This window comes from Leisingera sp. ABD4_442 (assembly GCF_056160905.1).
Window position 1 is genome coordinate 287,694 of the sequence record NZ_JBSWYB010000002.1, and the last position, 24,499, is coordinate 312,192.

The 24,499-nt window shown below is 61.7% G+C and carries 22 protein-coding genes and 1 riboswitch; of the genes, 17 read left to right on the forward strand and 5 right to left on the reverse strand.

All coding sequences use genetic code 11. The features are described 5' to 3' along the window. Positions 1-64: 64 nt before the first annotated feature. The 11 genes from ACXAHG_RS03380 to ACXAHG_RS03430 all read left to right on the forward strand — a co-directional run bounded on the left by ACXAHG_RS03380 (position 65) and on the right by ACXAHG_RS03430 (position 12,022). Positions 65-850 carry an alpha/beta hydrolase gene (locus ACXAHG_RS03380; protein WP_475040993.1) on the forward strand — a complete coding sequence of 262 codons (786 nt, stop codon included), beginning with the start codon at positions 65-67 and terminating at the stop codon, positions 848-850. Between the two features lie 319 nt (positions 851-1,169). Continuing rightward, positions 1,170-2,378 (forward strand): aminopeptidase P family protein, encoded by a 1,209-nt coding sequence (locus ACXAHG_RS03385; RefSeq protein WP_475055869.1) that lies wholly within the window; start codon positions 1,170-1,172, stop codon positions 2,376-2,378. Positions 2,379-2,646: 268 nt separating this feature from the next. After that, the gene (locus ACXAHG_RS03390; protein WP_475040997.1) at positions 2,647-3,387 is read left to right on the forward strand and encodes a CDP-alcohol phosphatidyltransferase family protein; all 741 of its coding nucleotides are present in this window, start codon (positions 2,647-2,649) and stop codon (positions 3,385-3,387) included. 25 nt (positions 3,388-3,412) lie between these two features. Beyond that, entirely contained in the window at positions 3,413-4,036 is a 624-nt protein-coding gene (locus tag ACXAHG_RS03395; RefSeq protein ID WP_475040999.1) for a class I SAM-dependent methyltransferase, read from the forward strand. 171 nt (positions 4,037-4,207) lie between these two features. After that, positions 4,208-5,290, forward strand: a complete 1,083-nt coding sequence (locus tag ACXAHG_RS03400; RefSeq protein WP_475055871.1) for a hypothetical protein — start codon at positions 4,208-4,210, stop codon at positions 5,288-5,290. Between the two features lie 270 nt (positions 5,291-5,560). Continuing rightward, positions 5,561-6,682, forward strand: a complete 1,122-nt coding sequence (locus ACXAHG_RS03405; RefSeq protein ID WP_475055872.1) for a hypothetical protein — start codon at positions 5,561-5,563, stop codon at positions 6,680-6,682. A gap of 105 nt (positions 6,683-6,787) precedes the next feature. After that, the gene (locus tag ACXAHG_RS03410) at positions 6,788-8,725 is read left to right on the forward strand and encodes an AAA family ATPase (RefSeq protein WP_475055873.1); all 1,938 of its coding nucleotides are present in this window, start codon (positions 6,788-6,790) and stop codon (positions 8,723-8,725) included. Further along, complete coding sequence (locus ACXAHG_RS03415) at positions 8,722-9,486, forward strand: hypothetical protein (RefSeq protein WP_475041005.1); 765 nt, start codon at positions 8,722-8,724, stop codon at positions 9,484-9,486. Before ACXAHG_RS03410 ends, ACXAHG_RS03415 begins: the two co-directional genes overlap by 4 nt. A 139-nt stretch (positions 9,487-9,625) precedes the next feature. After that, on the forward strand, positions 9,626-10,978 hold the full coding sequence (locus tag ACXAHG_RS03420; protein WP_475041006.1) for a DUF6638 family protein: 1,353 nt from the start codon (positions 9,626-9,628) through the stop codon (positions 10,976-10,978). Positions 10,979-11,100: 122 nt separating this feature from the next. Then, the gene (locus ACXAHG_RS03425) at positions 11,101-11,367 is read left to right on the forward strand and encodes a hypothetical protein (protein WP_019297329.1); all 267 of its coding nucleotides are present in this window, start codon (positions 11,101-11,103) and stop codon (positions 11,365-11,367) included. Positions 11,368-11,377: 10 nt separating this feature from the next. Next, positions 11,378-12,022 (forward strand): DUF1523 family protein, encoded by a 645-nt coding sequence (locus ACXAHG_RS03430; protein WP_475055875.1) that lies wholly within the window; start codon positions 11,378-11,380, stop codon positions 12,020-12,022. Positions 12,023-12,090: 68 nt separating this feature from the next. On the opposite strand, the gene ACXAHG_RS03435 is transcribed toward ACXAHG_RS03430, so the two are convergent. Further along, on the reverse strand, positions 12,091-12,582 hold the full coding sequence (locus ACXAHG_RS03435) for a TetR/AcrR family transcriptional regulator (protein WP_475055877.1): 492 nt from the start codon (positions 12,580-12,582) through the stop codon (positions 12,091-12,093). Between the two features lie 63 nt (positions 12,583-12,645). Beyond that, on the reverse strand, positions 12,646-13,203 hold the full coding sequence (locus ACXAHG_RS03440) for a dihydrofolate reductase family protein (RefSeq protein WP_475055926.1): 558 nt from the start codon (positions 13,201-13,203) through the stop codon (positions 12,646-12,648). A gap of 250 nt (positions 13,204-13,453) precedes the next feature. Beyond that, positions 13,454-13,652, forward strand: a riboswitch (cobalamin riboswitch). A 108-nt stretch (positions 13,653-13,760) separates the two neighbouring features. Here ACXAHG_RS03440 and ACXAHG_RS03445 point away from each other — a divergent pair. After that, a complete protein-coding gene (locus tag ACXAHG_RS03445) occupies positions 13,761-14,996 on the forward strand; it encodes an aromatic ring-hydroxylating oxygenase subunit alpha (protein ID WP_475041013.1) in 1,236 nt (411 codons plus the stop codon). 4 nt (positions 14,997-15,000) lie between these two features. Next, on the forward strand, positions 15,001-16,086 hold the full coding sequence (locus ACXAHG_RS03450; RefSeq protein WP_475041014.1) for an FAD-binding oxidoreductase: 1,086 nt from the start codon (positions 15,001-15,003) through the stop codon (positions 16,084-16,086). 52 nt (positions 16,087-16,138) lie between these two features. Here ACXAHG_RS03450 and ACXAHG_RS03455 read toward each other — a convergent pair whose 3' ends face one another. Both ACXAHG_RS03455 and ACXAHG_RS03460 read right to left on the reverse strand, forming a co-directional pair. Continuing rightward, a complete protein-coding gene (locus ACXAHG_RS03455; RefSeq protein WP_475055879.1) occupies positions 16,139-17,791 on the reverse strand; it encodes an ABC transporter substrate-binding protein in 1,653 nt (550 codons plus the stop codon). Between the two features lie 105 nt (positions 17,792-17,896). Next, positions 17,897-19,555 (reverse strand): BCCT family transporter, encoded by a 1,659-nt coding sequence (locus ACXAHG_RS03460; RefSeq protein ID WP_475055881.1) that lies wholly within the window; start codon positions 19,553-19,555, stop codon positions 17,897-17,899. 119 nt (positions 19,556-19,674) lie between these two features. Here ACXAHG_RS03460 and ACXAHG_RS03465 point away from each other — a divergent pair, with 119 nt between their 5' ends. Both ACXAHG_RS03465 and rpiB read left to right on the forward strand, forming a co-directional pair. Next, complete coding sequence (locus tag ACXAHG_RS03465) at positions 19,675-20,607, forward strand: LysR family transcriptional regulator (protein ID WP_475041019.1); 933 nt, start codon at positions 19,675-19,677, stop codon at positions 20,605-20,607. 119 nt (positions 20,608-20,726) lie between these two features. Further along, positions 20,727-21,176 carry a ribose 5-phosphate isomerase B gene (gene rpiB, locus ACXAHG_RS03470; RefSeq protein WP_475055882.1) on the forward strand — a complete coding sequence of 150 codons (450 nt, stop codon included), beginning with the start codon at positions 20,727-20,729 and terminating at the stop codon, positions 21,174-21,176. Between the two features lie 58 nt (positions 21,177-21,234). Here rpiB and ACXAHG_RS03475 read toward each other — a convergent pair whose 3' ends face one another. Then, complete coding sequence (locus ACXAHG_RS03475) at positions 21,235-22,812, reverse strand: DUF5928 domain-containing protein (RefSeq protein ID WP_475041021.1); 1,578 nt, start codon at positions 22,810-22,812, stop codon at positions 21,235-21,237. A 142-nt stretch (positions 22,813-22,954) separates the two neighbouring features. Here ACXAHG_RS03475 and ACXAHG_RS03480 point away from each other — a divergent pair, with 142 nt between their 5' ends. Both ACXAHG_RS03480 and ACXAHG_RS03485 read left to right on the forward strand, forming a co-directional pair. After that, complete coding sequence (locus ACXAHG_RS03480; protein WP_475055883.1) at positions 22,955-23,773, forward strand: sulfotransferase family protein; 819 nt, start codon at positions 22,955-22,957, stop codon at positions 23,771-23,773. A 2-nt stretch (positions 23,774-23,775) separates the two neighbouring features. Continuing rightward, on the forward strand, positions 23,776-24,123 hold the full coding sequence (locus ACXAHG_RS03485; protein ID WP_475055884.1) for a DUF6678 family protein: 348 nt from the start codon (positions 23,776-23,778) through the stop codon (positions 24,121-24,123). Positions 24,124-24,499: the final 376 nt, after the last annotated feature.

The following is a 24,499-nucleotide window of genomic DNA, read 5'->3' on the forward strand; positions in this document are numbered from 1 at the left end:
GCCGATTTGACAAGCCGGATGCAAGCCTGTCAGCTAACCGCAACAGGATTTGAGGAGAGAGCGCATGGAATTGGACGATGCCTATGCCAACGGGGCCTATATCGAGAATGCCGCGGACTATCCTCCGCGCTGGGCTGCCTCGGCGGAGGACTTCCGCAACAGCCTGCATGAGCGCGCCCGGCTGGACATCCCCTATGGTGAAGGGGAACGGCAGAAGTTCGACCTGTTCCTGCCGGAGGGCACGCCCAAGGGGGTGTTTGTCTTTGTGCATGGGGGCTACTGGCTGGCCTTCGACAAAAGCTCCTGGTCGCATCTGGCGCGCGGGGCGATATCCCATGGCTGGGCGGTGGCGATGCCGTCCTATGACCTGTGCCCCGAGGTGCGGATTGCCGGTATCACCCGGCAGATCACCGCGGCGGTGACCCGGATTGCGGGTGAGGTCGCGGGGCCGATTGCCCTGGCGGGGCATTCCGCGGGCGGCCATCTGGTGGCGCGGATGCTGGACAAGGCACTGCTGCCTGCCGAAGTGGGGGAGCGGATCAAGACGGTGATCCCGATTTCGCCGCTGGCGGATCTGCGCCCCCTTCTGCGGACCTCGATGAACCAGAAGTTCCAGATGGATTCGGCGGCTGCCATTGCCGAAAGCCCGGTGGATATGACGGACCGCTATCCGGCGGAGGTGACGGTCTGGGTCGGCGGGGAAGAGAGGCCGGCGTTCCTGGATCAGGCGATCTGGCTGGTCGAGGCCTGGGAGGCGGATCACGTCATCGCCTTTGGCAAGCACCATTTCAACGTGATTGATCCGCTGGCGGACCCGGACAGCGATCTGGTGGCGCTGATTGTGAATTGAGGGCGGCGCGGCGGGCGGAACCGCCCGCCCTGCGTGTGTTCCATGAATTGAGCACTCCTGTCCGGCCGACAGGCCGGACAGCGCCCGACCCTCCCCCACGGGGAGGGCGCTTTCAGCCCCCACCCCGAGGATCGGGCGCTGTCCTCAGTGAGAATTGGCTGGAGGCAGTTTATCTTTTCTCTTGCCAGAATGATGATTCCGCCGCATCTTCCAGCCCAAGGGCCAGGCGATGGCGTCGCCGCATGGATCACATGCCGCCCTCAAAATCCAAAACTGTCCTGAACGCCGGGACCTTTCTTGTAAGAAGGAAGGGTCTGATATGACTTCACGTCCTGAAATGTACCGTTTTCACAATGGTGAGAAGGCGCCGCTGCAATTTGCTGTCTCCGAATACGAGGCGCGGATCGCAGGCCTGCGCAAGATCATGGCTGAAACTGGGGTGAGCGCCGCTGTCTTCACCTCGATGCACAACATTTCCTATTATTCTGGCTTCACCTATTGCGCCTTTGGCCGCCCCTACGGGATGGTGGTTACCGCGACCGAAGCCGTGACCATCTCCGCCGGTATCGACGCGGGCCAGCCCTGGCGCCGCTCGTTCTGCGACAACATCACCTATACCGACTGGCAGCGCGACAATTTCTGGCGTGCAATCAAATCGGTAAGCGGCGAGGGCGCGGTTGTCGGCTATGAAAGCGACCACCTGACCCTGCTGCAGAAGGCCAAGCTGGAAGGCTTCCTGAAGCCGTCGCAGCTGGTTGATCTTTATGAGCCGACCATGCGCCAGCGGATGGGCAAATCCGCCGCTGAGCTGGAGATGATCCGGGCCGGCGCCGCGGTGGCGGACGTGGGCGGTTTTGCCATCCGGGATGCAGTCAAGGAAGGCGCGCGGGAGATCGACGTGGCGATGGCCGGCCGCGATGCGATGGAGCTGGAGATTGCTAAGCGCTTCCCGGATGCGGAATACCGCGACACCTGGGTGTGGTTCCAGTCGGGCATCAACACCGACGGCGCCCACAACCCGGTGACGGGGCGCCGGCTGGAGCGCGGCGACATCCTGTCGCTGAACACTTTCCCGATGATCTCCGGCTATTACACCGCGCTGGAGCGGACCATGTTCGTGAAAGAGGTCGACGCCGAGTCCCTGCGCATCTGGGAGGCCAATGTGGCGGCCCATGAGCTGGGAATCTCGCTGCTGAAACCGGGTGCGAGCTGTGCGGAAATCACCCATAAGATCAACGCCTTCTTTGAAGAGCAGGACCTGCTGCAGTACCGCACCTTCGGCTATGGCCACTCATTCGGCGTTCTGTCGCACTACTATGGCCGCGAGGCGGGCCTTGAGCTGCGCGAGGACATCGACACGGTGCTGGAGCCGGGCATGGTGATCTCGATGGAGCCGATGCTGACCATCGCCGATGGCCAGCCGGGTGCCGGCGGCTACCGTGAGCATGACATCCTGATCATCCACGAGGACGGCAACGAGAACATCACCAAATACCCCTATGGGCCGGAGTTCAACGTCGTCGGCTGACAAACCTGCAGGCAGGGCTCCTGCCTGCCTCCCGGAGGCGGGCGCCGCCGCGGGTTGTGGCACCGTGTTTCTCACGGTGCCATTTTCTTTGGCTGGGCGGGGTGCAAAACCTTTGGAAATCCCCGTGCGGGGCCGGGCTGCTGTGCTGCAAACATTGCGCCGGGGCGCCGGTTGGGGCATATGTGCGCGCAGCCCCGAAATTTGCCTCCCAGCTGCCCCGGGCAGCGCCGCGCCGCCGTGCCCGGGGGAGGAAGAAAGAGCCGCTGCCATGTATGACGCCCCGGAAAAGAAAAAGTCAGAATTTGCGCTGATTCAGCTGATGCCGAACATGATGACCATCGGTGCCATCTGCGCGGGCCTGACAGCGATCCGCTTTGCCGTGTCCGGCAATTTCAAACTGGCAGTGATGATGATCATCCTGGCCGCAGTGCTGGATGGCCTGGACGGGCGGCTGGCCCGGGCGCTGCGCAGCGTGTCCAAGATGGGTGCGGAGCTGGATTCGCTGGCGGACTTTCTGAACTTCGGGGTGGCGACGCCGCTGGTGATCTATCTTTGGGCGCTGCAGGACGTGCGCGGGGCAGGGTGGATTTCGGTGCTGGTGTTCTCAGTCTGCTGCGTGGTGCGGCTGGCGCGGTTCAATGTCAGCACCAAGTCGGAGGATGAACCCAAGGTGCGCAAGGGCTATTTCGAGGGCATCCCCTCGCCCGCGGGTGCCTTGCTGGCTTTGCTGCCGATGTTTGTCTTCTTTGCCTCGGACAGCGCTGTAATGGTGCCGGAACTGCTGATCTGCCTGCATATGGTGGTGACTGGACTGGCAATGATCAGCCACATTCAGACCTGGTCCCCGAAAGCGATGAAAATCTCCCGCGAGCATGTTAAATACCTGCTTGTGGGCTTTGCCTTCATGGCTGCGGCATTGATGACCTATGCATGGACAGTGCTGGTTGTGCTATGCCTTGCTTACGTTGCGATGGTGATATGGGGGCTGGTTTCCAAGCCAAAGGGCTAGCCCAGTACGTCCGGGGAGGGACGAATTGGATATCAAAGCAGTTGAGGAATCATACGCGCGCTGGGCGCCTGTCTACGACAGGACCTTTGGCGCGGTGACGCGCTCGGGCCGCCGCAGGGCGACCAAGTATATCAATTCCCGCAAGGGCAAGGTCTTGGAGGTCGGGGTCGGAACCGGGCTGTCCTTGCAGCATTACGCGCCGCACTTGCAGGTGACGGGCATCGACTTCAGCCACGACATGCTGAAGAAGGCCCAGGGAAAGGTGCAGGAGCTGGGGCTGAATCAGGTTGAGGCGTTGCGGCAGATGGATGCCCGGCAGCTGGATTTTCCGGACAATACCTTTGACACCGTTGCTGCGATGCATGTGTTGTCGGTGGTGCCTGACCCCGAACTGGTGATGCGCGAGATTGCGCGGGTGCTGAAACCTGGCGGCAAGGTGGTGATCACCAATCATTTCAAGAGCGGCAAGGGGGTGCGGGCCTCGCTGGAGAAACTGTCTGCGCCCTTGGCCAACGTGATTGGCTGGCATTCGGATTTCGCGCTGGAAACGGTGCTGCAGGAAGACCGGCTGCAAGTGGAAGCGCAGGAAAGCATTCCGCCCTTCGGCATGATGACATTCCTGGTGCTGGGCAAACGGCAAACCATGTGAAACGGCTTGTTTCCGCAAGGCAGCCCCGGGGGGATCCCCCGGGGCTTTTCTTTGTGCGGCCTCTCTGCAACAGTGCTGGTGAAACGGGCGGAATTTAGCCGCTCGAGGGATGTAAATTGCTTTTACATACCCATCTAAGGATCAGTTATTTCAAGGGGAGGAGCGGAGACTATGAGTGTTTCCCAATTTGAGAAAATGGTGGCGGACAGCCAGGACAAGGTGCGGGAGTCGCAGTCCCGCATTGAGGCGCTGACCTCGCGTATTGAGGCGGCGCGCAGCAAGATCGAGGCGGGTGAGGACGCCAGCATCGACATCGAGAACGCGACGCTGGAAGATGTGCATGCGCATACCGATGTGATGAATGCCAATATCGCCGAGCTGATCATGGGGCTTGATGATGTGACGGCGGCGTTCTCCAAGGATTTTGACGAGATGCGCAACAAAACCGGCTGGGAGAGTTTTGTCGGTTTCTTCAGCCGCGGCAAATCGGATTCGATGCGCCAGGAGCGGATGCGCACCGCCAATATCGACGACAAGCTGCAGGACCTGATCGCCAAGTCGGATGTGATCGTGAAGCTGCTGGAGGGCCAGCTGGCGACCCTGGAAGAGCAGCGCGAGAAGGTGCAGGTGAACCTGTCCGCAACCCTGGACGACCGTGAGTTCACGGTGCAGGAGCTGGAGGGGGTGCGCGCCCAGATTGTGGCGCTGGACCCGCAGATCATCGAGCTGGAGAACAAGATTTCGGTCGAGCAGGACGCCGCGGCGCGCACCAAGCTGGAGACCGAGCTGGCCGAGCTGAACGCAAAATACAACGCGCTGGTGCAGGAGGAGCAGGTGAAGCTGGCGAAGTCTCAGACGCTGGAGCGCTATATCGAGAAGGGCAAGACCTGGGTCGACAGCCTGCAGAACCAGGCGGCGACACAGATGGTGCTGATCAACAAGCTGCAAACGGACACCCAGCAGCGGGTGGTGCTGTATGACGCGCTGACCAAATCGCTGAAGACGGCGCAGCAGCAGGATGTGGCGCACCGGATCAACGAGATCGGCGTGCAGACCGACAAGGAAGCCCAGACCGCGATGGCTGCGATCGGCACCGCGACCAACCAGAAGATGGCCGACATGCTGGAAGCCCATGAGGGCAACATGGTGTTTGCCCGCGACGTGCTGGAGAAGAAGGCCAAGGCCGATGAACGCTTTGCCCGCCGGTTCGCGGCGATTGTCGAGAAGCACGACAAGAACCTGTATGGGGGCTGAAATGTTGCCCAAGACGAATGAAAGGAAATCTTGGGCTGAGCGTAATGGAGAACTGGTTTGGGGCGCGCTGGGGGTCGCTTGCTTAACCTTTGCCGTTCTTGGACTTGCTAACAATTGGATGGGGGTTGTTGTTCTTGGAGTGTTGGGTTTTGCAGCTTCCGCTTTTCTCTTGAGAAAATTTCGCGTGTCTCAAGGGTTACGGCACATCTCCATCCGCGGTCGGCTTGGCGGGGGAACGGGTTACAATGGTGGAATGGGGGGAGGTGAGGAATGACCGATCCCTCCCACGACCACGCAGGCCTCAGCGATACCTTTGCCTCGCGCCGGTATTTCAAGAAGTTCGAGACCATCATCCGGCATCTGACCCGGGTGGCGGCGGCGATGCAGGCGGAGGGGCGGCTCTCAAAATCCGACGTGAAGGTGCTGACCGCCTATCTGATGCGACTGAACTTCACCTTCCGCGCGCTTTCGATGAAATACCTGATGACCGGGCGCGATACCGGCCGCTTCTTCGGCAGCCTGGCGATGGACAAGCGCGACAGCGGTTTTCCGGTGGCTGCCGAGCTGATGACCATGGCCAATGACGCGCAGCAGGCAGAGCGGCATCTGGCCAATATGGCCAGTGAGGAGGTGCTGAAGGACGATATGGTGCGCACCATCATCTCGGACCGGGTGGTGCCTTCGAAACTGCAATTCGCACTGTCGCAGCGGCTTTACTATCAGGAGCTGCTGAAGGGGGAACTGTTTTGGACCCAGAACGATCCGGAATGCGAATGGCTGGAAAACCTTGGCCCGCGCCGCCGGCGCTTTCTGCTCCATTGGGCGGCCTATGACAGCCAGGTGAACCTGCCGGTGATCTACCTGATGGAGCTGGAGGACAGCGGCAAGGTGGCGCTGCCCAAGGATGAGCGGCGCTGGCCCGAGGTGCAGGCGCATCTGATGGCGCAGGCCCTGGCGGGGCTGAAGCTGGTGACCATTGCCAAGGGGTTTGACGAGGATTTCGGCGACCTCCACCCCAAGCATCTGCGCCGTTACCACGTGGGGCCGATGTATTCCTCGGCCTATACCGAGCAGACCGGGCCGCTGCGCCGGGTGCTGGAGGAAGCCGAGGCGCCCATGGGCCAGGACTGGGCGCTGGCCTGGACGCTGGAGGAGCTGGAGAGCGAGGACGTGCGCGAGGAGCGCTCGGGCTGGTTCGGCACCGTGGAGCGGGAAGTGTTTGCGCTCGACCCCTTTGGCGGGCGCGGCGCGGACACCGGGGCGACGCGGACCCAGCGCGCGATCATCCTGCCGCAGCGCCCGTTCCAGGTGCTGGCAGAGCTGGATCCGCCGGGGTTTGCGGATGTGCAGAAGTTCGTGGTGAGCGAGGCGGGGCAGGTGCTGCGGTATTGAGCGGGTGCGCGTGCAGCCGACTGCGGGAGCCTCCGGCGGGGATATTTCGAGCCAGAAGAAGCGCGGGTGGTTTTTTGCCCGCGAGTTACGGATTGAGAGGGTGAGATGAGCATTTCAGGCAATCAGATGGAGCTGCGGGAAGAGGATATCCGCAAGCATTACGCGGCTGCGGCGGCGATGCTGGAGGGGTTTGACCACACCCCGCGCATTGCCAAGCCGCAGGCAGAGGGCAAGGTGCCGGAGCGCTCGCCCGGGATTGCCCGCACCCGCCGCTTCCGTTCCACCACGCCGGGGCTGGTGACCCGCTCCACCGCGCGGCCTGAAGGCGTGCATCTGATTGCCCGGATCGAAGCGGCGGATGAGGATGATCCGCTGACCTCGCCCTTGCAGGCGACCTTGCAGCATGCCTTGCGCCGGGCGCTAGCGGTCTCGCTGGCGATGGGTGAGGCTTATGCGGATGTCTCTGGCCTGGGCGATTTGAAGCGGGCCAATCTGGCCGGGTCTCTGGACGCCGCCCGCAAGGGCGAGTTTACCGAGCTGCTGGCCGCCGAGGCGCTGATTGCGGCGCATGTGTTTGCCAATGCCGCGGCCTATCTGCTGGCGCCGCACGGGTCCGAGGCGCAGGCCGAGGTGGGCGAGGCGGAGGAGCTGCTGACGGATAACGCGCCGCTGGCGCTGCATGGGGCGCTGTGGGAGCTGGACCAGAAGCTGGCGCTGCATGCCCCCGATGATGCGCATCTGATTGCGGCCACGGCGGCCTATGCCGAGCAGCTGATGGAAAAGGCGGCCTTGCGCGCGCAGAACGCGCCGCGGCTGGAGGCCTTCACCGCAGCCGCCTGGCGGGTGGAGGCGGATGATCTGACCATCAGCGGCTTTGAGCCCGCGGCCAAGGCGAAGTCCACCACACTCACCATGGCGTTCAAGAAGCCGCATGAGGTGGTGGGCAACCATATCGCCAAATATCAGGCGCTGCGGCTGTCTAAGATGCTGATGGCCTATGATTTTGAGCGCCGCCTGAACCCGTTTGCCGAAATGGGCGGCTTCATCTTCACCTTCATGGGTGACGGCAAACCCGGGACCGGCAAGACGACGCTGATCCAGATGATGGCGGGGCTGATCCACGACTATTGCCAGAATGCGGGCTATGCCTTCCGCTATCAGAACTTCGGCATCGACAATATCGACAGCTACCAGGGCAAGTCGGGGCAGAACGCCAAATCGTTCATCCAGAATGTGATCGACCCGGGCGTGATCGGCTTTGGCACCATCGACGACATCGACCAGATTGCGGGCAAGCGCGGCGACCGCCAGTCCTCCGCGGGCCAGCAGGAGGTGACGGCGGTGTTCATGGAGGCCTTTGCCGGTGCCAACACCGTGGTGCGCGGCAACTGCACCTTTGGCATGTTCTCCAACTACCCGGAGAATGTGGACGACGCGCTGCGCCAGCGGGCCGGGGCGCGCTTCCTGGTGGACGGGCCGCAGACGCGGGAGGATTACATCGACATCCTGACGCTCTTGATGGGCAAGAACCACAGCATTCCGCAAGGCGATCATGACCTCTATGGCGCGCAAGAGATCAAGAAGGCGGTCGCGCGCTCATTCGAGGCGCATAACCGCCCGCAGGAGCCGGGGCTGGCCGAGGTATTCGGCCGGGTGCATGACCAGATCGGCGCGCTGGATGATCTGGCCAAGCTGGGTACGTATCTCAAGGCGATCCAGCAGGCGGATGAACGCTTCACCGGCCGCGCCATCAAGAACATCACCGATGCGGTCAAGGTCCGGGCGATGGATTTCGAGCTGCCGGATGAATGGATGGAGAACCCGGAGCTGTTCCTGTTCAAGGACTTTGATACCAAATCCGCGATGATTGCGGAGCTGCGGGTGCCCATCACGGTCGACATGGTGGTGCAGGAGATCAACCGCTACGCCGACTCTGAGTTCCGCTATGCCGACAAGTCGGATGAGGTGGCGATTGAAAACATGGTGCGCGATTTCGGCCGCCAGGAGGAGGCCAAGCGGCGGTATCTGGAGGGGCGGGGGTGAGCAGTACGAAGAATGTACGCCGGGTGCGCAAATTGGAAATACCCAAGAGTACTATTCAGGACCTTCCCGAGGAAACGATTGCTGTCTTAGCGGCTTTGAGCTTCGCTATTAGCGAGGTTAACGCTTTGTGGCGGATATACGATAGTTGTAAATTCAGGACGACTGGGAACGAGGATGTTGATTCAGCCATTTCTATTCAGCAAAATTTGGTTCTTCGCATCTGGTCGGCAAAGATCTTTGAACTGGCGGTTAAATTAGACTGTGAAATCAATGATGCAGCTCTGAAGGACTTTCTGGCGAGTGCAAAAGAGAAACTGCTTGAAGGCGAGGAAAAGTCACTGAAGTCCATCATTGGGAACTTTAGACATGAAGCTACCAACCACCTCGATGTTGGCCACATCAAGAAAAAGCGCTTGGGGCATGTCTCTACGGCAGCAACTACAAGTTTTTACTTCGACGAACGAGAAGCAAATTCGTTCTTTCCTTTTGGTGAAGAAGTAGTTTTCGCTGCATGTTTCAACCGAACGGTAGGCAGCAGGAAGACTGAGGAGCGCTTGCCAGCCTTTGCGGACTGGTTTTCATGGATAATTAGAGCATCAAAGGCACTGATGCCCTTGTTCGATGAGTTTTTGCAGGAGTTTGTATTCAAAGGCCGTGAGCAACCGAGTTGGCAGTGGATTGAACTTGAACTCGAACCAGAAATGGTTGCGGGAGCGGGGGATCAGAAGGTTCCTCTAATAATTGTGGAGGGGGCGATCTGAAACTGTTTGGTGCAAATCGTAGGCCGTTCGGTTCCGCGGCGAAGCCGCGACGCGCCCGACCCGCCCCCCAGGGCGGGCGCGTTCCGCACCCACCCTCGTGCCGGGCGCATCGCTTTCGTGATACGGATAGGAGGATTGCATGAAACGCCTCATCCAGCATGGCCTGATGTTCGGCAATCTCTTCCATGTGGCCTCGCCCGCGCTGGTGGAGCGGTACAATCGCGCGCTGAAGCATCTGACCGGAAAGACCACGAGCCTCACGGATTTCCACGTCGATATCTCGGGCTTTTCGCCGGAGATCGGCGATGAGCTGGGGGATGATCACTATCTGAACCATGCGGGCGTGAACCGGCAGTTCATTCTCCTCAGCACCGAGCAGAAGCGCTGCCCGCTGCTTCACGTGAAATTTTCCACCAGCCGGGACATTCTGCGGCGGTTCATCGAGGTGAATGAACGCCAGCTGTTTGCGCTGACCGCGACGGATGCGGTGGCGGGGGAGCTGGTGAATTCGGTGTTTGAGGTCTCAACCCCCTCCAAGCTGTTCGACATCCAGCAGGTGCGGATCGAGGCGGATACCACTAAGGGCACCCTGCGCCATGCGGACCATCTGGCGGCGCTGGTGGAGCGGTTCAAGACAGGCGAGGATGCCTGGTTTGATGATGCGCTGATCGGGGAGATGATCTCGACCGCCGAGAAGACCGGCGATGTGACCCGCAATCCGGTGCATCTGGAGCATGAGGCTTTTGAGCAGTCGAACTTCTGGACCGCGCATTTCGGCGGCCTGTATGTGTTTCAGGGGCTGGAGCATCCGGCGGTGATTGCCAGCGGGGAGAAGCCTGAGGGTGTGCCGCTCGACCGGGTGTTCGATCTGGGGCAGCGCAATGCAATTGCCAAGTTCCTGGAGCTGAACGGCCTGGCAGAGCCGGTGATCCGGGCGCGCGGCGTTGATGGCGCGGCGATCCTGCGGCAGAAGATGGGGTTCCTGGCGGTCTCAGTCCTGACGGAGAAGGGGCGGGATCTGTCGGGGCTGTCACGTGCGGACCTGCGGCGGCTGGCGGCGCGCCATGCGGAGGAACTGCCGGAGGAGTTCGAGGGGCTGGCAGCCTTGGTGCGCTGGGCCGAGGGGGGCGGCAAATGGCCGAAGATCCGCTCGGACCATCCGGCCTATTTCTATTCCTTGCGGGCGGCGGATACGGCCGACCGGGATTTGGTCAACATGCTGCTGGCGGAGCTGTGCCCGCATGATTTCCGCCAGATGTTCATTTGCCACAAGGAGCTGTTTTACAGCCAGTACCGCGGCTGGCCGGAAACCAAGAAGGCCTATTCGGCGGAGTTCCTGGCGCGGGAATATGCGGTGGACAAGGCCGGCGCGCGGGAGGCGCTGTTCGGGCATGAGCCGGATATGGAGGGGCGGCTGCCGCGGGTGCGGCGCAAGGGGATGGTTGAGCGGGTCGGCCCCTGGGGGGCTGTGAACCGGGTGCGGGGGCGATAGGGTGGTCCTATTGGAGCAACTTAATTCTTCCCGGACCGCTTGCGATCCGGTTCGCGCCCGACCCGCCCCCATGGGCGGGCGCGAACCTATGTTACGTGCACAAGCTCAGGAGGCGTGCTGAGATGTTCGGATTTATCCGCCTGATCCTGATCCTTCTGGTGGTGCTGACCGTGGTCTATGCCGCGGTGTCGCTCTACTCGCGCGAGATGCGGCGGCTGAAGCTGAAGCGGCGCTGGAAAGAGAAGGGGTTGACCGGCGACCGCGCGGCCTTCATCCAGCGAGGGCTGAAGCAGTACGACAACTCGTTCCGGCGCAAGCTGATCCTGTTGGTCTATATCATCCCGCTGGGGGCGCTGGCGCTCCTGATCTACGTCATTAACTTCATGTGAGGTCCACCCCATGCGTTTCATCAAATGGGCTTTCCTGATTACCTTCTGGGTGCTGTTCGGCGCCTTCCTGCATTACACGCTGCCGCAGTATGACGTGGTGCGGATCGTCAATACCTATGAGGAGCGGCAGGAGCTGAACGACTGGACCAGGGTTTTCTGGTCCAAGCCGGACGACCAGTCGGCGCAGCTGATCAACCGGGATGTGCAGTTCATCCAGGCGGTGCGCGCCAACGGCCGCAACATGGTCTACCGTAACGAGGACACCGGCTGGAACTGGCCGCCCTATTTCAAGTTCGACACCGCGAATCTGTATACGGACGCCAATGACAGCATCTCGACCAAGGCGAACCCGGAGTGGGTGGCGGTGATGCATTACGGCTGGCGCAACGAGTTCCTGTCGATCTTCCCCAATGCGGTGACGATCAAGCCGGTGGCGGGGCCGGAGGACAAGCCGACCAATTGGTTCTCGATCATCTTCCTGGTGCTGCTGGCGGCGCTTCTGTGGGCGATTTATGTGCGCTGGCGCCGGTTCCGGCAGGCGCGGATCGACCCGATGATCGAAAGCGCCGAAGACAGCCTGTATGCGGCCGGCGATGCGATTGCCGAGCGCAAGGGGCGGTTCCGGCGCTGGCTGGGTACCTGGAAATCAAAGTGAGAGGGGCCGCTGGATGGGCGGTTCCGGAAGACACAAGCGGATGCGCGGGCCTGAATGGCCCGCGTTTTTTATTCGATGCGGTCGAGCACCCAGTCCAGAGCAGGGGTGAAGTCGTCAGCCGCAAGCGCCCCGCGAGGTGCCGCAGCGGCGGTGAAGGCAAACCCGTGTGTGTAGTCCACGAGCAGGCACAGAAGGGTGCGGGCTTCTGGGCCGGTCACGCCTGCGGCTGCAATCTCTGCCTCGATGAGCTGCGTCAGCCTTGTTAGAGAGGGGCCGATCAAGGACGGGTTTTCCAGGATGCATTTCGCCAGCTCCGGGTGCCGGGTCACCTGCGTGCAGTAGCGGGTCATCAGACCGCGCAGGCGCAGTTTTGGCGTTGCCGCTTCTGACGGTGCATCAGCACCTTCGAACGCAATGGCGACGAGAGATGCAATCATCTCGTCCCTGGTTCCGGCGTGATGGGCAACAGCCATCGGAGTGACGCCAAGCGCCGCTGCCAGTGCTTTGAAGGTCAAGGCCTTTCTGCCGCCCTCATCGAGCAGCTGCTGGGCCTTTTTCAATACATCATCCTTGCTGAGAGCCCGGCTGCTCCGGGGAGGGCGCCCCATGCGCGGGGGCATGGATCAGGCCACCTGGAAGGTGGTCTGGATCATGCCGGTGGGCAGGGTGCGGGAGCTTGCCACCTGGAGGTCGATGTCCCGCTCCAGATGGCCAAACAGCGGGATGCCGCTGCCAATCAGGATCGGAACCGTTGTGATGGTCAGATCTGCGATCAGCCCTTGCCGCAGGAAGGACTGCACCATCCGGCCGCCGTCGATATAGGCGCGTTTCCAGCCCTCTTCCTGCAGTTCCTGCATAAGGTCTGGGGGTGTAGCGGTGCTGAGGCGCACCTTGTCCTTCAGCTCCTCGGGAATGTCCTGTTCGCTCAGGCTGCTGCTGAGGACCACAACCGGTTTGGCGTAGGGCCATGCATCAAACCCCAGCAGGGTGCGGAATGATCCTGTTCCCATGACCAGCCCATCGACGCTGTCCATGAAGGCCGCAAAACCGCCATCGTCATCTTCGGCAACAGGCTGTTTGTAAAGCCAATCCAGCGAGTGGTCCTGGCGGGCCACAAAGCCGTCGAGGCTGGTGGCGATGAAAACGTGGCCGGTGGTAATCTGGTTCTCCTGAGTCGCAATTAATTATACGACATATAGTTAATCGTGGTTCCAGTTCCAAGTGACCGGCGCATTTTCGGGTGTCCGCGAATCGATTCGCGGCAGCGGGCAACGGGTAAACGCATGAAAGATAAGCGCTTGCCGCAAACAGGCTGGCGAGTGCCGGTTTGAGATTCTGGACATCCCTGTGCGATTTGGGGTGGCAAACATGCATGTCTTTTTCCGGTTTCGGCGGGTCGGATTTGTTTTCGCGCTGGGGGCCGCGATCGGGCAATTTCCATCTCAGCAAGGTGCCGCCTTTCGGGGCGGAGAATTGGGAAGCTGGTGAAACTCCGGCACTGCCCCCGCAACGGTGACCCCGGGTCAGGCCTGGCAAAGACCACTGAGGCGCATGCCTCGGGAAGGTGCCAGGCTCCGCCGCCACGCGGCCCCGGGACAGTCCGGAAACCAGCCTTGCCATGAAAACACGTCAACCGCGGGCGGCGGTCGGGCGGTTGCGGGCGCGTGGCCTGCAATCTCTCTTCCCATGCCTGCACCCAGCCAAGACGCCGCGGGGATGCGGCAAAGGAGAGAAGCAGATGCTTCAGGACAGCGAGATTCTGGCCAAGCTGATGGGCCGGCAGAAAAACTATTCCCTGGAACAGGCGTTCTATACCGATCCGGGGGTTCTGGATCTGGACATGCGCCAGATTTTCTACCGCGAGTGGCTGTTTGCCATTCCGGCCTGCGAGATCCCGAAGGCGGGCAATTACGTGACCCATCAGGTGGGGTCCTACAACGTCATCATCGTGCGCGGCACCGATGGCGAAGTGCGTGCCTTCCACAACGCCTGCCGCCACCGCGGTTCGGTTGTCTGCAAGGCCAAGAAAGGCAATGCGCCGAAACTGGTCTGCCCCTATCACCAGTGGACCTATGAGCTGGATGGCTCGCTGCTGTGGGCGCGCGACATGGGGCCGGATTTCGATGCTTCCAAACACGGGCTGAAGCCGGTGCATTGCCGCGATCTGGCTGGGCTGATCTATATCTGCCTGGCCGATGAGGCGCCGGATTTCGACGCTTTTGCCGCTGTGGCGCGTCCGTATCTGGAACCGCATGACCTGGGTAACGCCAAGGTCGCCTATGAAAGCTCGATCATCGAGAACGGCAACTGGAAGCTGGTCTGGGAGAACAACCGCGAGTGCTATCACTGCGGCGGCAACCACCCCTCGCTGTGCCGGACCTTCCCGGAAGACCCGTCGGTGACCGGCATCGAAGGCGGCGAGACACCGGCGCACCTGCAAAAGCATTTCGACCGGATCGAGGCGGCGGGGGTTCCGTCGGCCTTTACCATCGACGCGCGCGGCCAGCACCGGCTGGCGCGGATGCCGCTGAATGAGGGCGCCGAGAGCTATACCCTGGACGGCAAGGCGGCTGTGGCCAGGAAGCTGGGCCGGGTGCCGTTCGCGGATGCGGGCACCTTGCTGAAGTTCCACTACCCGACCACCTGGAACCACTTCCTGCCGGATCATTCCATCGTGTTCCGTGTGACCCCGATCAGCCCGACCGAGACCGAAGTCACCACCAAATGGCTGGTGCATAAGGACGCGGTCGAGGGGCAGGATTACGACCTGAAGCGCCTCACTGAGGTCTGGATTGCCACCAACGACGAAGACCGCATCGTGGTCGAGGACAATCAGCGCGGCATCAATTCGCCCGCGTATGAGCCCGGTCCGTACTCGGAAGTGCAGGAAAGCGGCGTCATCCAGTTCTCCAACTGGTATGCCGATCATCTGATGCGCGCCCTGACTGGCCGCCACCTGATCGCGGCGGAGTAAGCGCATGGGACTGCAGGCCAATTTCGAGACGCTGGACGAAACCCTGGCGTGGAAGGACGACGAGATGCTGGAATGCGTCTCTGTTGTGCCGGAAGCGCCGAACACCGCCACCTTCAGCTTCCGCGCGCCGTCCGGCGCGTGGTTCAAGTACCAGCCGGGCCAGTTCCTGACGCTGGAGCTGCCGGTGCCGGGGGAGACTGTCTGGCGGACCTACACGATCAGCTCCTCGCCGTCGCGGCCGCTGTCGATTTCGGTGACGGTCAAGGCGCAGGCCGACAGCATCGGCACCCGCTGGATGCTGGACCACCTGAAGCCGGGCATGTTCCTGCGGGCCTCTGGCCCGGCAGGCGTCTTCACCCTGCCCAAGCGCCCGAACGGCAAGTTCCTGTTCATCTCCGCTGGTTCCGGCATCACGCCCAGCCTGTCGATGACCCAGTATCTGTTCGACCGCGGCCAGTCGCCTGACGTCTGCTTCATCAACTGCGCCAAGCGGCCCAGCGAGATCATCGCGCGCCAGCAGCTGGAAAGCATGGCGTCGCGGGTGCCGGGGCTGAAGCTGAACTTCGTGGTTGAGGAAGATGACCCCTATCAGGTCTGGACCGGCTACCGCGGGCAGCTCAACCAGATCATGCTGGGCCTGATTGCCGGCGACTATCTGGAGCGTGAGGTCTACTGCTGCGGTCCGGAGCCGTTCATGCAGGCGGTGCGCGACATGCTGATCGGTCTCGGGTTTGACATGGAGAACTACAACCAGGAAAGCTTTGGCGCGCCGGTCGAGACTGAGGCGGATGCGCCGGAGCTGGACGATGTGGTTCCGGAAGAAAGCGCAACTGCCGAGATCAGCTTTGCGGCGTCGGGCGTGATGGCGACCTGCACCGAGACCGATACGGTGCTGGCGGTGGCCAAGGCCTCGGGCCTCAACATCCCGTCGGGCTGCACCTTTGGCATCTGCGGCACCTGCAAGGTCAAGAAGACCGCGGGCGAGGTGCATATGGTCCACAATGGCGGCATCTCGGAGGAAGATGTGGAGGCGGGGTATATCCTGGCCTGCTGCTCCAACCCGATTGGCCGGGTTGAAGTGGACATCTAAAGAAACAGGGCGCGCGCCGGATCCGGCGCGCGCCCATTCATTTGCAGATTGATCAGGCTTCCAGTGCCAGCTTGTGCACGTGGATCTCGTTGATCGGGTGGCTTTCGGCGCCGATGATGCCCGGGCGGGCGTGGCGGTAGAGCGAGCGCCAATAGGGCTGGATCACGGTGCCGTCGTCGTGCATGAACTGCTCGATCTTCTCCATATGGCCGCGGCGGGTATCGGCATCGGCAATGGCTGAGGCAGCCTCCAGCATGCTGTCGAACTCGGCGCTGGCGAGGCCGGTTTCATTCCAGGCAACTCCAGTCTTGTAGGCCAGTGTCAGCACCTGCACACCCAGCGGGCGGTGGCCCCAGTCGGTGGAGCTGAACGGGTATTTGTCCCAGTCGTTCCAGAAGGTGTTGCCGGGCAGCACGGTGCGTTTCACATTGAGGCCCGCATCGCGCATCTGTGCCGCCAGCGCGTCGGTGGTGTTGCGGCGCCAGTCGTCGTCGATTGAGATCAGCTCATGCTCGAAATCAAGCATGCCGGCCTCTTCCATTAGTTTGCGGGCGGCTTCGGCGTCGCGCACCGGCGCGCCGATGTCGGCGTATTCCGGGTGGATCGGGCAGACGTGATGGTTCTCGGCCAGGGTGCCGCGGCCGTCATAGCCCAGCTCCAGCAGCACAGCGTTGTCGCAGGCCAGCGCCAGGGCACGGCGGACGCGGGCATCAGCGTAAGGGGTTGCCCCGTCCACGATGGCGTCGCGGTTGGTGCGCAGCACCAGGGTATTGGCGGAGACGGATTCGCTGACGTTCCAGCCGATGGAGGTGAAGATGTCGACATATTCGCCCACGGTCTCGTAGGTCATGTCGATTTCCTCGGCCTCGGCTGCCGACAGGTGGGTGGAGGCATCGGTGCCGAAGTCGATGAACTCGATCCGGTCGAGATAGGCGCCTTCGCCCCACCATTCGTGATCGGTGTTCTTCTCCAGCGCGACCTTCACGCCGACCTCGTATTCCACCAGCTTGTAGGGGCCGGTGCCGACCGGATCGGCGCCCGGATCGCCGGACCAGCCGTCCGGCACGATGGCTGCGGGGTATTCGGTGACTGCCGGGATGATGGTGATGTCGGGGCGGGTGAGCTTTAGTTTCAGGGTCAGGTCATCGACCACTTCCAGCGCGCCCTCGGCGGGGCCGTCGCCGGCCTCGTTCTGCAGCGAGCCCATGCGGGCCGCCATCGAGTTGCCTTCCCATTTGCCGTCGCACCAGCGGGCAAAGTTATAGGCGACGTCCTTGGCGGTCAGGGTGCCGCGGCCGTCGTTCCAGTTCACACCGGGGCGGATGTGCAGCAGGTATTCGGTGGCGTCCTCGTTGACCTCCCAGCTTTCCAGCAGGCGTGGTTCAAAGGTGCCATCGGCGTTGTATTGCACCAGGTACTCCAGGTAGCCGCGCACCAGGTTGCCAAGCTGCGGCCAGTTGAACAGCGGCGGGTCGAGCAATGCGCGCACCACCTGCTGAATGCGAATGGTGCCGCCCGCTTGCGGGCTGGCGGCGGCCTGAACCGGCTGGCTGAGGCCGATAAGCCCGTAGGCGGCAGAGGCGGTGACGCCAAGCGCGGTTGCGCGGCTCAGGAACTCGCGCCGGTCCAGTTTGCCCTGGGCGGCTTCCTCCGCATGCATGCGGATGGCGGGGTGGAGGGTTTCCCTGTTATAGTATTGGGTCATTTTGCTTCCTTTGTTGCTGTGCTCAGCGTCGGAAAGGGTGCGGGCAGTCAGTATGGAGAATGGAGCGGCGGCCCTGCCCGCTGGCCGCCGCTCCGGGGAGATGCCTTATTCAGCGGGCTCCTGCGTGACGGTGGTGGCGACGCCTGCCTGTTCGCGGCGGCCGTCGTTGTAGATCGCTTTCACCAGGGCGGCGCATTGCAGCACCATCACCAGCGAGAAGGGCAGGGCGCCGATCACCATCGCGGTCTGGATCGCCTTCAGGCCGCCGACCAGCAAGAGCGCCGTTACCACTGAACCCAGGGCGACGCCCCAGAAGATGATATGCGGGCGGGCCTTGGGGCCTTCGTCGCCGGCGGCGTTGATGGTGTTGACGATCAGCACGGCGCTGTCGGCGGTGGTGACCAGATAAGTCATCAGCAGGACCACGATCATCACCGACATTGCCCAGCCCAGCCAGGGCGACAGCATGTATTGTACCATGGCAAAGATCTTGTCGCCATCGGGTGCGGTTGCGATCTGGCCGCCTGCGCCGCCGTTCAGCTCCAGGTCGATGGCGGTGCCGCCGGCCCAGGTGAACCAGACAAAGCACATGAGCGACGGGACGATCATGGCGCCCAGCACAAATTCGCGGATGGTGCGGCCCTTGGAGATGCGGGCCAGGAAGAGCCCGACGAAGGGTGCAAAAGCGATCCACCAGGCCCAGTAGAACACCGACCAGCCGCCCTGCCAGCCTTCCAGCTTGGAGGCGACGCTGTCGGGGTTGCCGTCACCGGTCCAGACGCGGAACATCATGTCGGGCATGGCAATCAGGTAGTCCCAGAGGCCGACCAGCAGCGCCTGCATGCCAAAGAAGGTGGAGCCGAACAGCAGGAAGAAGCCCAAAAGCGCGATGCTCAGCACCATGTTGATGTTGGAGAGCCACTTGATGCCCTTTCCGACACCCGAAAGCGCCGAGGCGGTGGAGGCCAGCATGATCACCAGGATCGCGACGATGACACCGGATGTGTTGGCGGTGCCTGCCTCGTTGGTCAGACCGGTGATGCCGATCCTGGTGAGGCCGGAGACAAACTGCTCAACCCCGAAACCCAGGGTCTGGGCGACACCCAGGATGGTGGCAACCACGGCGACGATATCCACCACATGGCCGATGGAGCCAGACAGTCGGGCGCCGAACAGCGGCGTCAGCGAGGAGCGCATGGTCAGCGGCAGCCCGCGGCGGTAGCTGAAGAACCCCAGCGCCAGCCCGGCAATCGCATAGCAGGCCCAGGCGCCCAGGCCCCAGTGCAGGAAGGACCATTTGTAGGCCATGCGGATGTTGTCCGCGGTGCCGCCGTTGGTCAGGCCCTGGATCACTTCGGGATTGTTGTTCCAGTGATAGATCGGCTCAGCCACCGCCCAGGTCAGCATGCCGACCCCGATGCCCGCGCCGAACATCATCGAGAACCAGGAGAAGTTGGAGAATTCCGGCGCGTCGCCGTCCTGGCCCAGTTTCAGACGGCCTGCGGTGGGCCACATTGCCAGAGCGATGCAGCACAGCACAAACAGCGCCACGGTCCAGATGTACCAGGCGCCGAAGGAGGCGAGGATGAAGCCGTTGATCGAGTTGAGGATGGCGCCGGACTGCTCGGGGAAAGCGATGGCCCAGATCACCAGCCCGCCGATCATCAGCTTGGAGGAAATGGTGACGATCTGGCTGAAGCCCCGGTAAAATCCGCTGTCGGATGTGCCGATCGGCAGATCCGTTAAAGGTGGTTTGATTGACATAGAGTATCCCTGTTTTCCCTGCTCTGCCGGGTTTAACCGCCGGGGCTGCGGTCTTAGCAGAGCTTACGCAGGGCATTTTTTGTTATAAAAATTCTGCCTTTTGCAGTAGGCAATAATTTATGAATGACATTAGCTCTGTTAATAGGAAGCTCAGCTATCACCTGGTTGCGCTGCACACGTTTGACCTTGTGGCCCGGCATGGCAACTTCACCGGCGCGGCTGAGGCGCTGGGGCTGACGCAGTCGGCGGTTTCCCAGAAAATCAAAGGGCTTGAGACAGAATTGGGCGTTGCCCTGTTCCGGCGCGAGCACCGCGGGGTGTCGCTGACCAACGAGGGGGTGCGGCTGCTTAATGTGGTGCGCCCGGCGATGACGCAAATGGGCAATTCCCTGGCGTCGCTGCTGGAGCGCAAGTCCCGGCCCAGGGTGCGGATATCGGCAGATTTCGCCTTTGCCAGCTTTTGGCTTTTGCCGCGGCTGTCGCATCTGCGGGCGGAGCTGGGAGATGAGATCGAGATCCAGATCCTCGCAAGCCAGGTGCCGCCGGACGACTATGGCGAAGACTGCGACATCAAAATTCATGTCGGTCCGCGCAGCAGCATGGGCGACGGAGACGTCATGCTGCTGCAGGAACGGGTCGGGGCCGTCTGCAGCCCGGCCTTTCTGCAGAAACATGGCCCGGTAACTTCCGCCGCAAGCCTGCTGGATTTCCAGCTGCTCAGCCTGTCAAAACCTGCCTCGGCAGAATGGCAGACATGGCAGGGCTGGTTCGACCGGCTGGGCATCGCCGGGGAGCGTTCGAAGAATTACATTAGCTTCAACAACTATGATATGGTTGTGCAGTCGGCGGTATCCGGGGACGGCATTTCTTTGGGCTGGCTTGGGCTGATCGACCGGCTGCTGCAGAATGGATCTCTGGTTCAGGCAGTGCCGGATGTGGTGGTCAGCGATGCGGGCTATGTGATGTCTCGCGACTATTCCAGCCGGCTGCAAGGACCGAGTTTGGTGTTCGAGTGGATTGCAGAACATCTGGCAAGTTCAGCCTTGCTGTAGATCAGCGGGCGGCGGCTTGCCGCTGCGCCAATCAGGACAAAGGGATTGACGCCGGGGCCGGGACTTGATCCAAGGCCGCCAAGCTGCACCATTCCTTTGTTACACAGGACGACCGAACCATGACATCCAGCAACCGGATTGCCCTTTCCAGCGACCACGCCGCCATCGAACTGCGCAAAGCCGTTGCCGCCCATATCGCGGCGCAGGGCTGGGAGGTGGCCGACATCGGGCCGCAAACACCGGAAAGCACCCATTACCCGGACCACGGCGCTGCCGCGGCGCGGCTTGTTGCGTCTGGCGATTGCCGTCTGGGTATCGTTCTCTGCGGCACCGGCCAGGGCATCATGATGGCGGCGAACAAGGTCAAGGGCATCCGCTGCGGTGTGTGCTCCGATACGTTTTCGGCCGGCATGATCCGGGCCCACAATGACGCCAACATGCTGTCCATCGGCGCCCGTGTGGTGGGCGAGGGCCTGGCGCTGGATATCGTGGATGCCTTCCTGAATGCAGAATTCGAAGGCGGCCGCCACGCAACGCGGGTGGACATGATCAAGGCGCTGGAAGACTAAATTCACAGGCTTGCAGCGGCGGGGGCCTATGCCCCCGCGATGCCCCCCCCCCGCGGGGTCAGTCGGCAAACAGATAGTCCGTGTTGGCAATCTGCCGGGCCTTGTCTTCTGCGAGGCTTAGAAAACTGCTCAGTTGGCCCGCGTTGTCTTCCGGGCTGCTGCTTTCGCGCATGTGGTAGAGCTGGCTGAAACCGGCATCCCGGATGCGGTCGCTTTCATGCACTATGTCATTGCGGATTGTCGGCAGCAGCCGTTCCAGCGTCAGCTGCGGCGTGCGCTCGCCCGCCAGGCCGACACGATGCGCATGGCCGATCAGGTAATCATCGCTGAAATCGCATTCGATATGCAGGAACCGGGTCGATGAGCGGTCGGAGTGGAAATCGTTCATCAGGTCGATGGCCGCCGGGTCCAGGCAGATGATCAGCTGGTCGGATTCATAATATTCAAACAGCATCCGCATCAGGGCCCGCCGGTGGCGGGTGCGCTTCATCAGCGCGGCCTGAATGCCGCCCAGGTCGGGCAGCGGCGTGTCTTCTTCGTTGAACAGGTATTCGATCGCCGGGATGTTGGTGACCTGGCGGATCTGCTCCAACAGCCGTTTGGCCACATGCCATTTCTTGCAGATCACGATCAGAAGCTCGCGCTCGCGCCCCAGGGTGCTTTCGGTTTCCCAGAACCGCGGCGCGAAGCGGCGCCCGATACGGCCGCGCTGGACCAGGAACTTGTACAGGCTGCGCCCCTCGTTGGAGATCTGGAAATCCACCCCCTGCGCCGCATAGAGACGCCCGAGCCGCGACTTCAGCTCCTTGGCCTCGGGGCTGATCTTGCGCGCAAACAGGAAATCCTGGCTGAGCAGCAGGTCATAGTGGTCGTTGTAGAAATTCACCGGCATCCCGTAGTCGGTGAACATCAGAAAGGTCAGGGTACGCGTTTCGATCTCCGCTTCGGGGATCAGGTGGCGCACCAGGGTTTGAAAGAAGGTCTCATCCGGGATCCAGGTGGTGCGGAAAAAGCGCATCACATCGCGGCGCTTGCGGATGAAATCGAGGATCCATTCGACAGTGCGGCGGCGCAGGCACCACCACTGGCTGCCGATCTGCACCTGGATATCGGCGGGGATCTCCCGCTGCAGGCCCAGCCGCTTTTGCAGCCCGTGGCTCCAGTAGAACAGCTGCTTGTGCTTGCGCTCGTTGAAGAAATGCCGGTAGATCAGCCGGTCTTCCTTCATGCCGGTCTTGATCCAGTCGCTTTCGAAGAAATCGAAGCTCTCGATGAAGTCCTTGTCGTTTTCGTCCAGGAACCTATGCGCGTATTCTGCCGTTTTCACCGCCATGCAATCGCCCGACAGCATGTAGAAATGGGTGGCGCGCGGAAACTCCTCAACGGCGCTGCGCAGCGCGTGCAGCGTGGCTTCGACCAGCGACCACTCGCCCCAGCCGCATTTGATCCGCTTCTTGGCAAATGCGACATTGGGATTGTCCGCCAGTTCTGAACGGATCAGCTGGTAGTCTTCGGGTGCGGCCCGCCCGTCAAAGTGAATCGACATGTAATCCCCGGCCGCGGTCAGCCGCTCAGCCTGCTGGATGATCGCCTCGGGGTCTTTATGGCAGAGCAGAATATATGCGATTTTTGCCATGGCGGGGACGGACTGCTTGGTTTTGCCTGATTGTTTCTCTTGATAAGCGGCCTGAGGGCGCGAATAAACCAGATAGTTCCGGTTTCGGTAAACATATGCGATTACTGCGCATAAAGGCGCATCAAAAAGAAGAGGGCAGCGGATGGGGTTTCCCGGCACCTGGATGACGGAAAGTGAAAGTGTGGTCTACCGGGTGGTGCCGAAATGCGCCTGCTCGACGATCGGGCAGATCCTGTATTACTCGGATCACGGGCAGTTCTTCGACGGCGACATTCATGACGCCAAGAACGGTCTGCACAAATGGGCGCTGGAGCACAGCCAGGGGCCGATCACCCGCAATGTGCAGGGGCAGCGGTCCTATGCCTTCACCTGCGTGCGCAATCCCTATACCCGCATCCTGTCGTCGTTCTTTGACAAGATCTGCGGCATTCAGCGCAACGGCAAGCGCTACCGCGGCAACCTGGTGCCCAAGCTTGCCTATGAATACGGTATCGAGGTCGGCGGCGAGGACGGCAAGCAGGAATTCGACCAGATCGCCAGCTTCCGCCGGTTCCTGCTGTTTGCGCGCGACACCATCCGCTGGCGCCGCCCGATGGATCCGGACATCCATTGGTCTGCGATGTCGGGGCATGTGTCGACCTTCATCCTGAACGGCGGGCGCTACAACCAGATCTTCTGGACCGAGGCCTTCAACGACGGGATGCAGGGGGTGCTGGACGCAATCGAAACCCCGCATCCCGTGGACCTGGCATCAATTCCGCGCTTCAACGAAAGCGAGGGCCACGGCCCCAAACGTGCCCATCCGGTCGAGGAATACTTCGACGATCTGTCGATGCATCTGGTCTACGAGATCTACAAGCGCGATTTCGAGCTGTTCAAATACGATTTCGAGAACCCGGGAAACAAGATGCCGGTGGGCGAGATCGACCTGGACGAGGTGCACGCCAAGCTGGGGGAGTAACCGTGACGCGGGCGTTTGAGGGCTATTATCCGGTTTCCAACCATACCAAATGGATGGAACTCAGGGACTTGGTCCTGACGCTGGACCTCGGTGACAGGCCTGATTTCCGGTCTCGTTGTATTGTCAACGGATACGTAAGCGGCTGGGATCGCGAATGGCACTATCATTTTCCCAACGGTAGTTTTTCGGATTTGGAATGGGTGGAAATGCGTGGCAGCTGCCTGGCTGATGCCGAATTTCAAAAACGGCTTGCGCAGATTGGATTGGCTGGGAAAGCCGAAGGTAATGCAGTGCGCATTTTTGGCTTTGTGACATGCGGCGAGACAGCAGAGAAACTGTCCTTCGCCTAGATTTCTTGAGTGCCGAAGCGAGGGGCTCCCGCGCCATGCCGCCGCATCATAGATGCAGCAGCATAAGACTTGGGCCGGGCGCCGCTGGCGCGGCGCGGTTGCGTTCAAAGCGCGGCGGTCCCGCTTCTTTCTGGTTCTAAATACCCCCCGCCGGAGGCGCGCCGTGCGCCTGCACGGCGCCACGCCCAACGCCGCTCGGTGCACTGGCGTGAGCCAGAGGGCCGCAGCGGGGGCGGGAGAGATTGGCGGATGCAGAAAATTTTCTGAGAAGCGGTTCAGGGACAGGACTGCCCTGAACGCGCTTTCCCCATGGTAAAGCACCTGAAACCGCCTCAAGGGCAAGCGGCTGCGCCGCCGCGCGTTCGCGCGGCTCTTG

Coding starts and splice junctions, on each gene's coding strand:
- ACXAHG_RS03450 (WP_475041014.1), top strand. CDS start 15,001: ATGGGACTGCAGGCCAATTTCGAGACGCTGGACGAAACCCTGGCGTGG.
- rpiB (WP_475055882.1), top strand. CDS start 20,727: ATGACATCCAGCAACCGGATTGCCCTTTCCAGCGACCACGCCGCCATC.
- ACXAHG_RS03405 (WP_475055872.1), top strand. CDS start 5,561: ATGACCGATCCCTCCCACGACCACGCAGGCCTCAGCGATACCTTTGCC.
- ACXAHG_RS03445 (WP_475041013.1), top strand. CDS start 13,761: ATGCTTCAGGACAGCGAGATTCTGGCCAAGCTGATGGGCCGGCAGAAA.
- ACXAHG_RS03480 (WP_475055883.1), top strand. CDS start 22,955: ATGGGGTTTCCCGGCACCTGGATGACGGAAAGTGAAAGTGTGGTCTAC.
- ACXAHG_RS03380 (WP_475040993.1), top strand. CDS start 65: ATGGAATTGGACGATGCCTATGCCAACGGGGCCTATATCGAGAATGCC.
- ACXAHG_RS03420 (WP_475041006.1), top strand. CDS start 9,626: ATGAAACGCCTCATCCAGCATGGCCTGATGTTCGGCAATCTCTTCCAT.
- ACXAHG_RS03430 (WP_475055875.1), top strand. CDS start 11,378: ATGCGTTTCATCAAATGGGCTTTCCTGATTACCTTCTGGGTGCTGTTC.
- ACXAHG_RS03425 (WP_019297329.1), top strand. CDS start 11,101: ATGTTCGGATTTATCCGCCTGATCCTGATCCTTCTGGTGGTGCTGACC.
- ACXAHG_RS03400 (WP_475055871.1), top strand. CDS start 4,208: ATGAGTGTTTCCCAATTTGAGAAAATGGTGGCGGACAGCCAGGACAAG.
- ACXAHG_RS03475 (WP_475041021.1), bottom strand. CDS start 22,812: ATGGCAAAAATCGCATATATTCTGCTCTGCCATAAAGACCCCGAGGCG.
- ACXAHG_RS03460 (WP_475055881.1), bottom strand. CDS start 19,555: ATGTCAATCAAACCACCTTTAACGGATCTGCCGATCGGCACATCCGAC.
- ACXAHG_RS03385 (WP_475055869.1), top strand. CDS start 1,170: ATGACTTCACGTCCTGAAATGTACCGTTTTCACAATGGTGAGAAGGCG.
- ACXAHG_RS03390 (WP_475040997.1), top strand. CDS start 2,647: ATGTATGACGCCCCGGAAAAGAAAAAGTCAGAATTTGCGCTGATTCAG.
- ACXAHG_RS03410 (WP_475055873.1), top strand. CDS start 6,788: ATGAGCATTTCAGGCAATCAGATGGAGCTGCGGGAAGAGGATATCCGC.
- ACXAHG_RS03455 (WP_475055879.1), bottom strand. CDS start 17,791: ATGACCCAATACTATAACAGGGAAACCCTCCACCCCGCCATCCGCATG.
- ACXAHG_RS03465 (WP_475041019.1), top strand. CDS start 19,675: ATGAATGACATTAGCTCTGTTAATAGGAAGCTCAGCTATCACCTGGTT.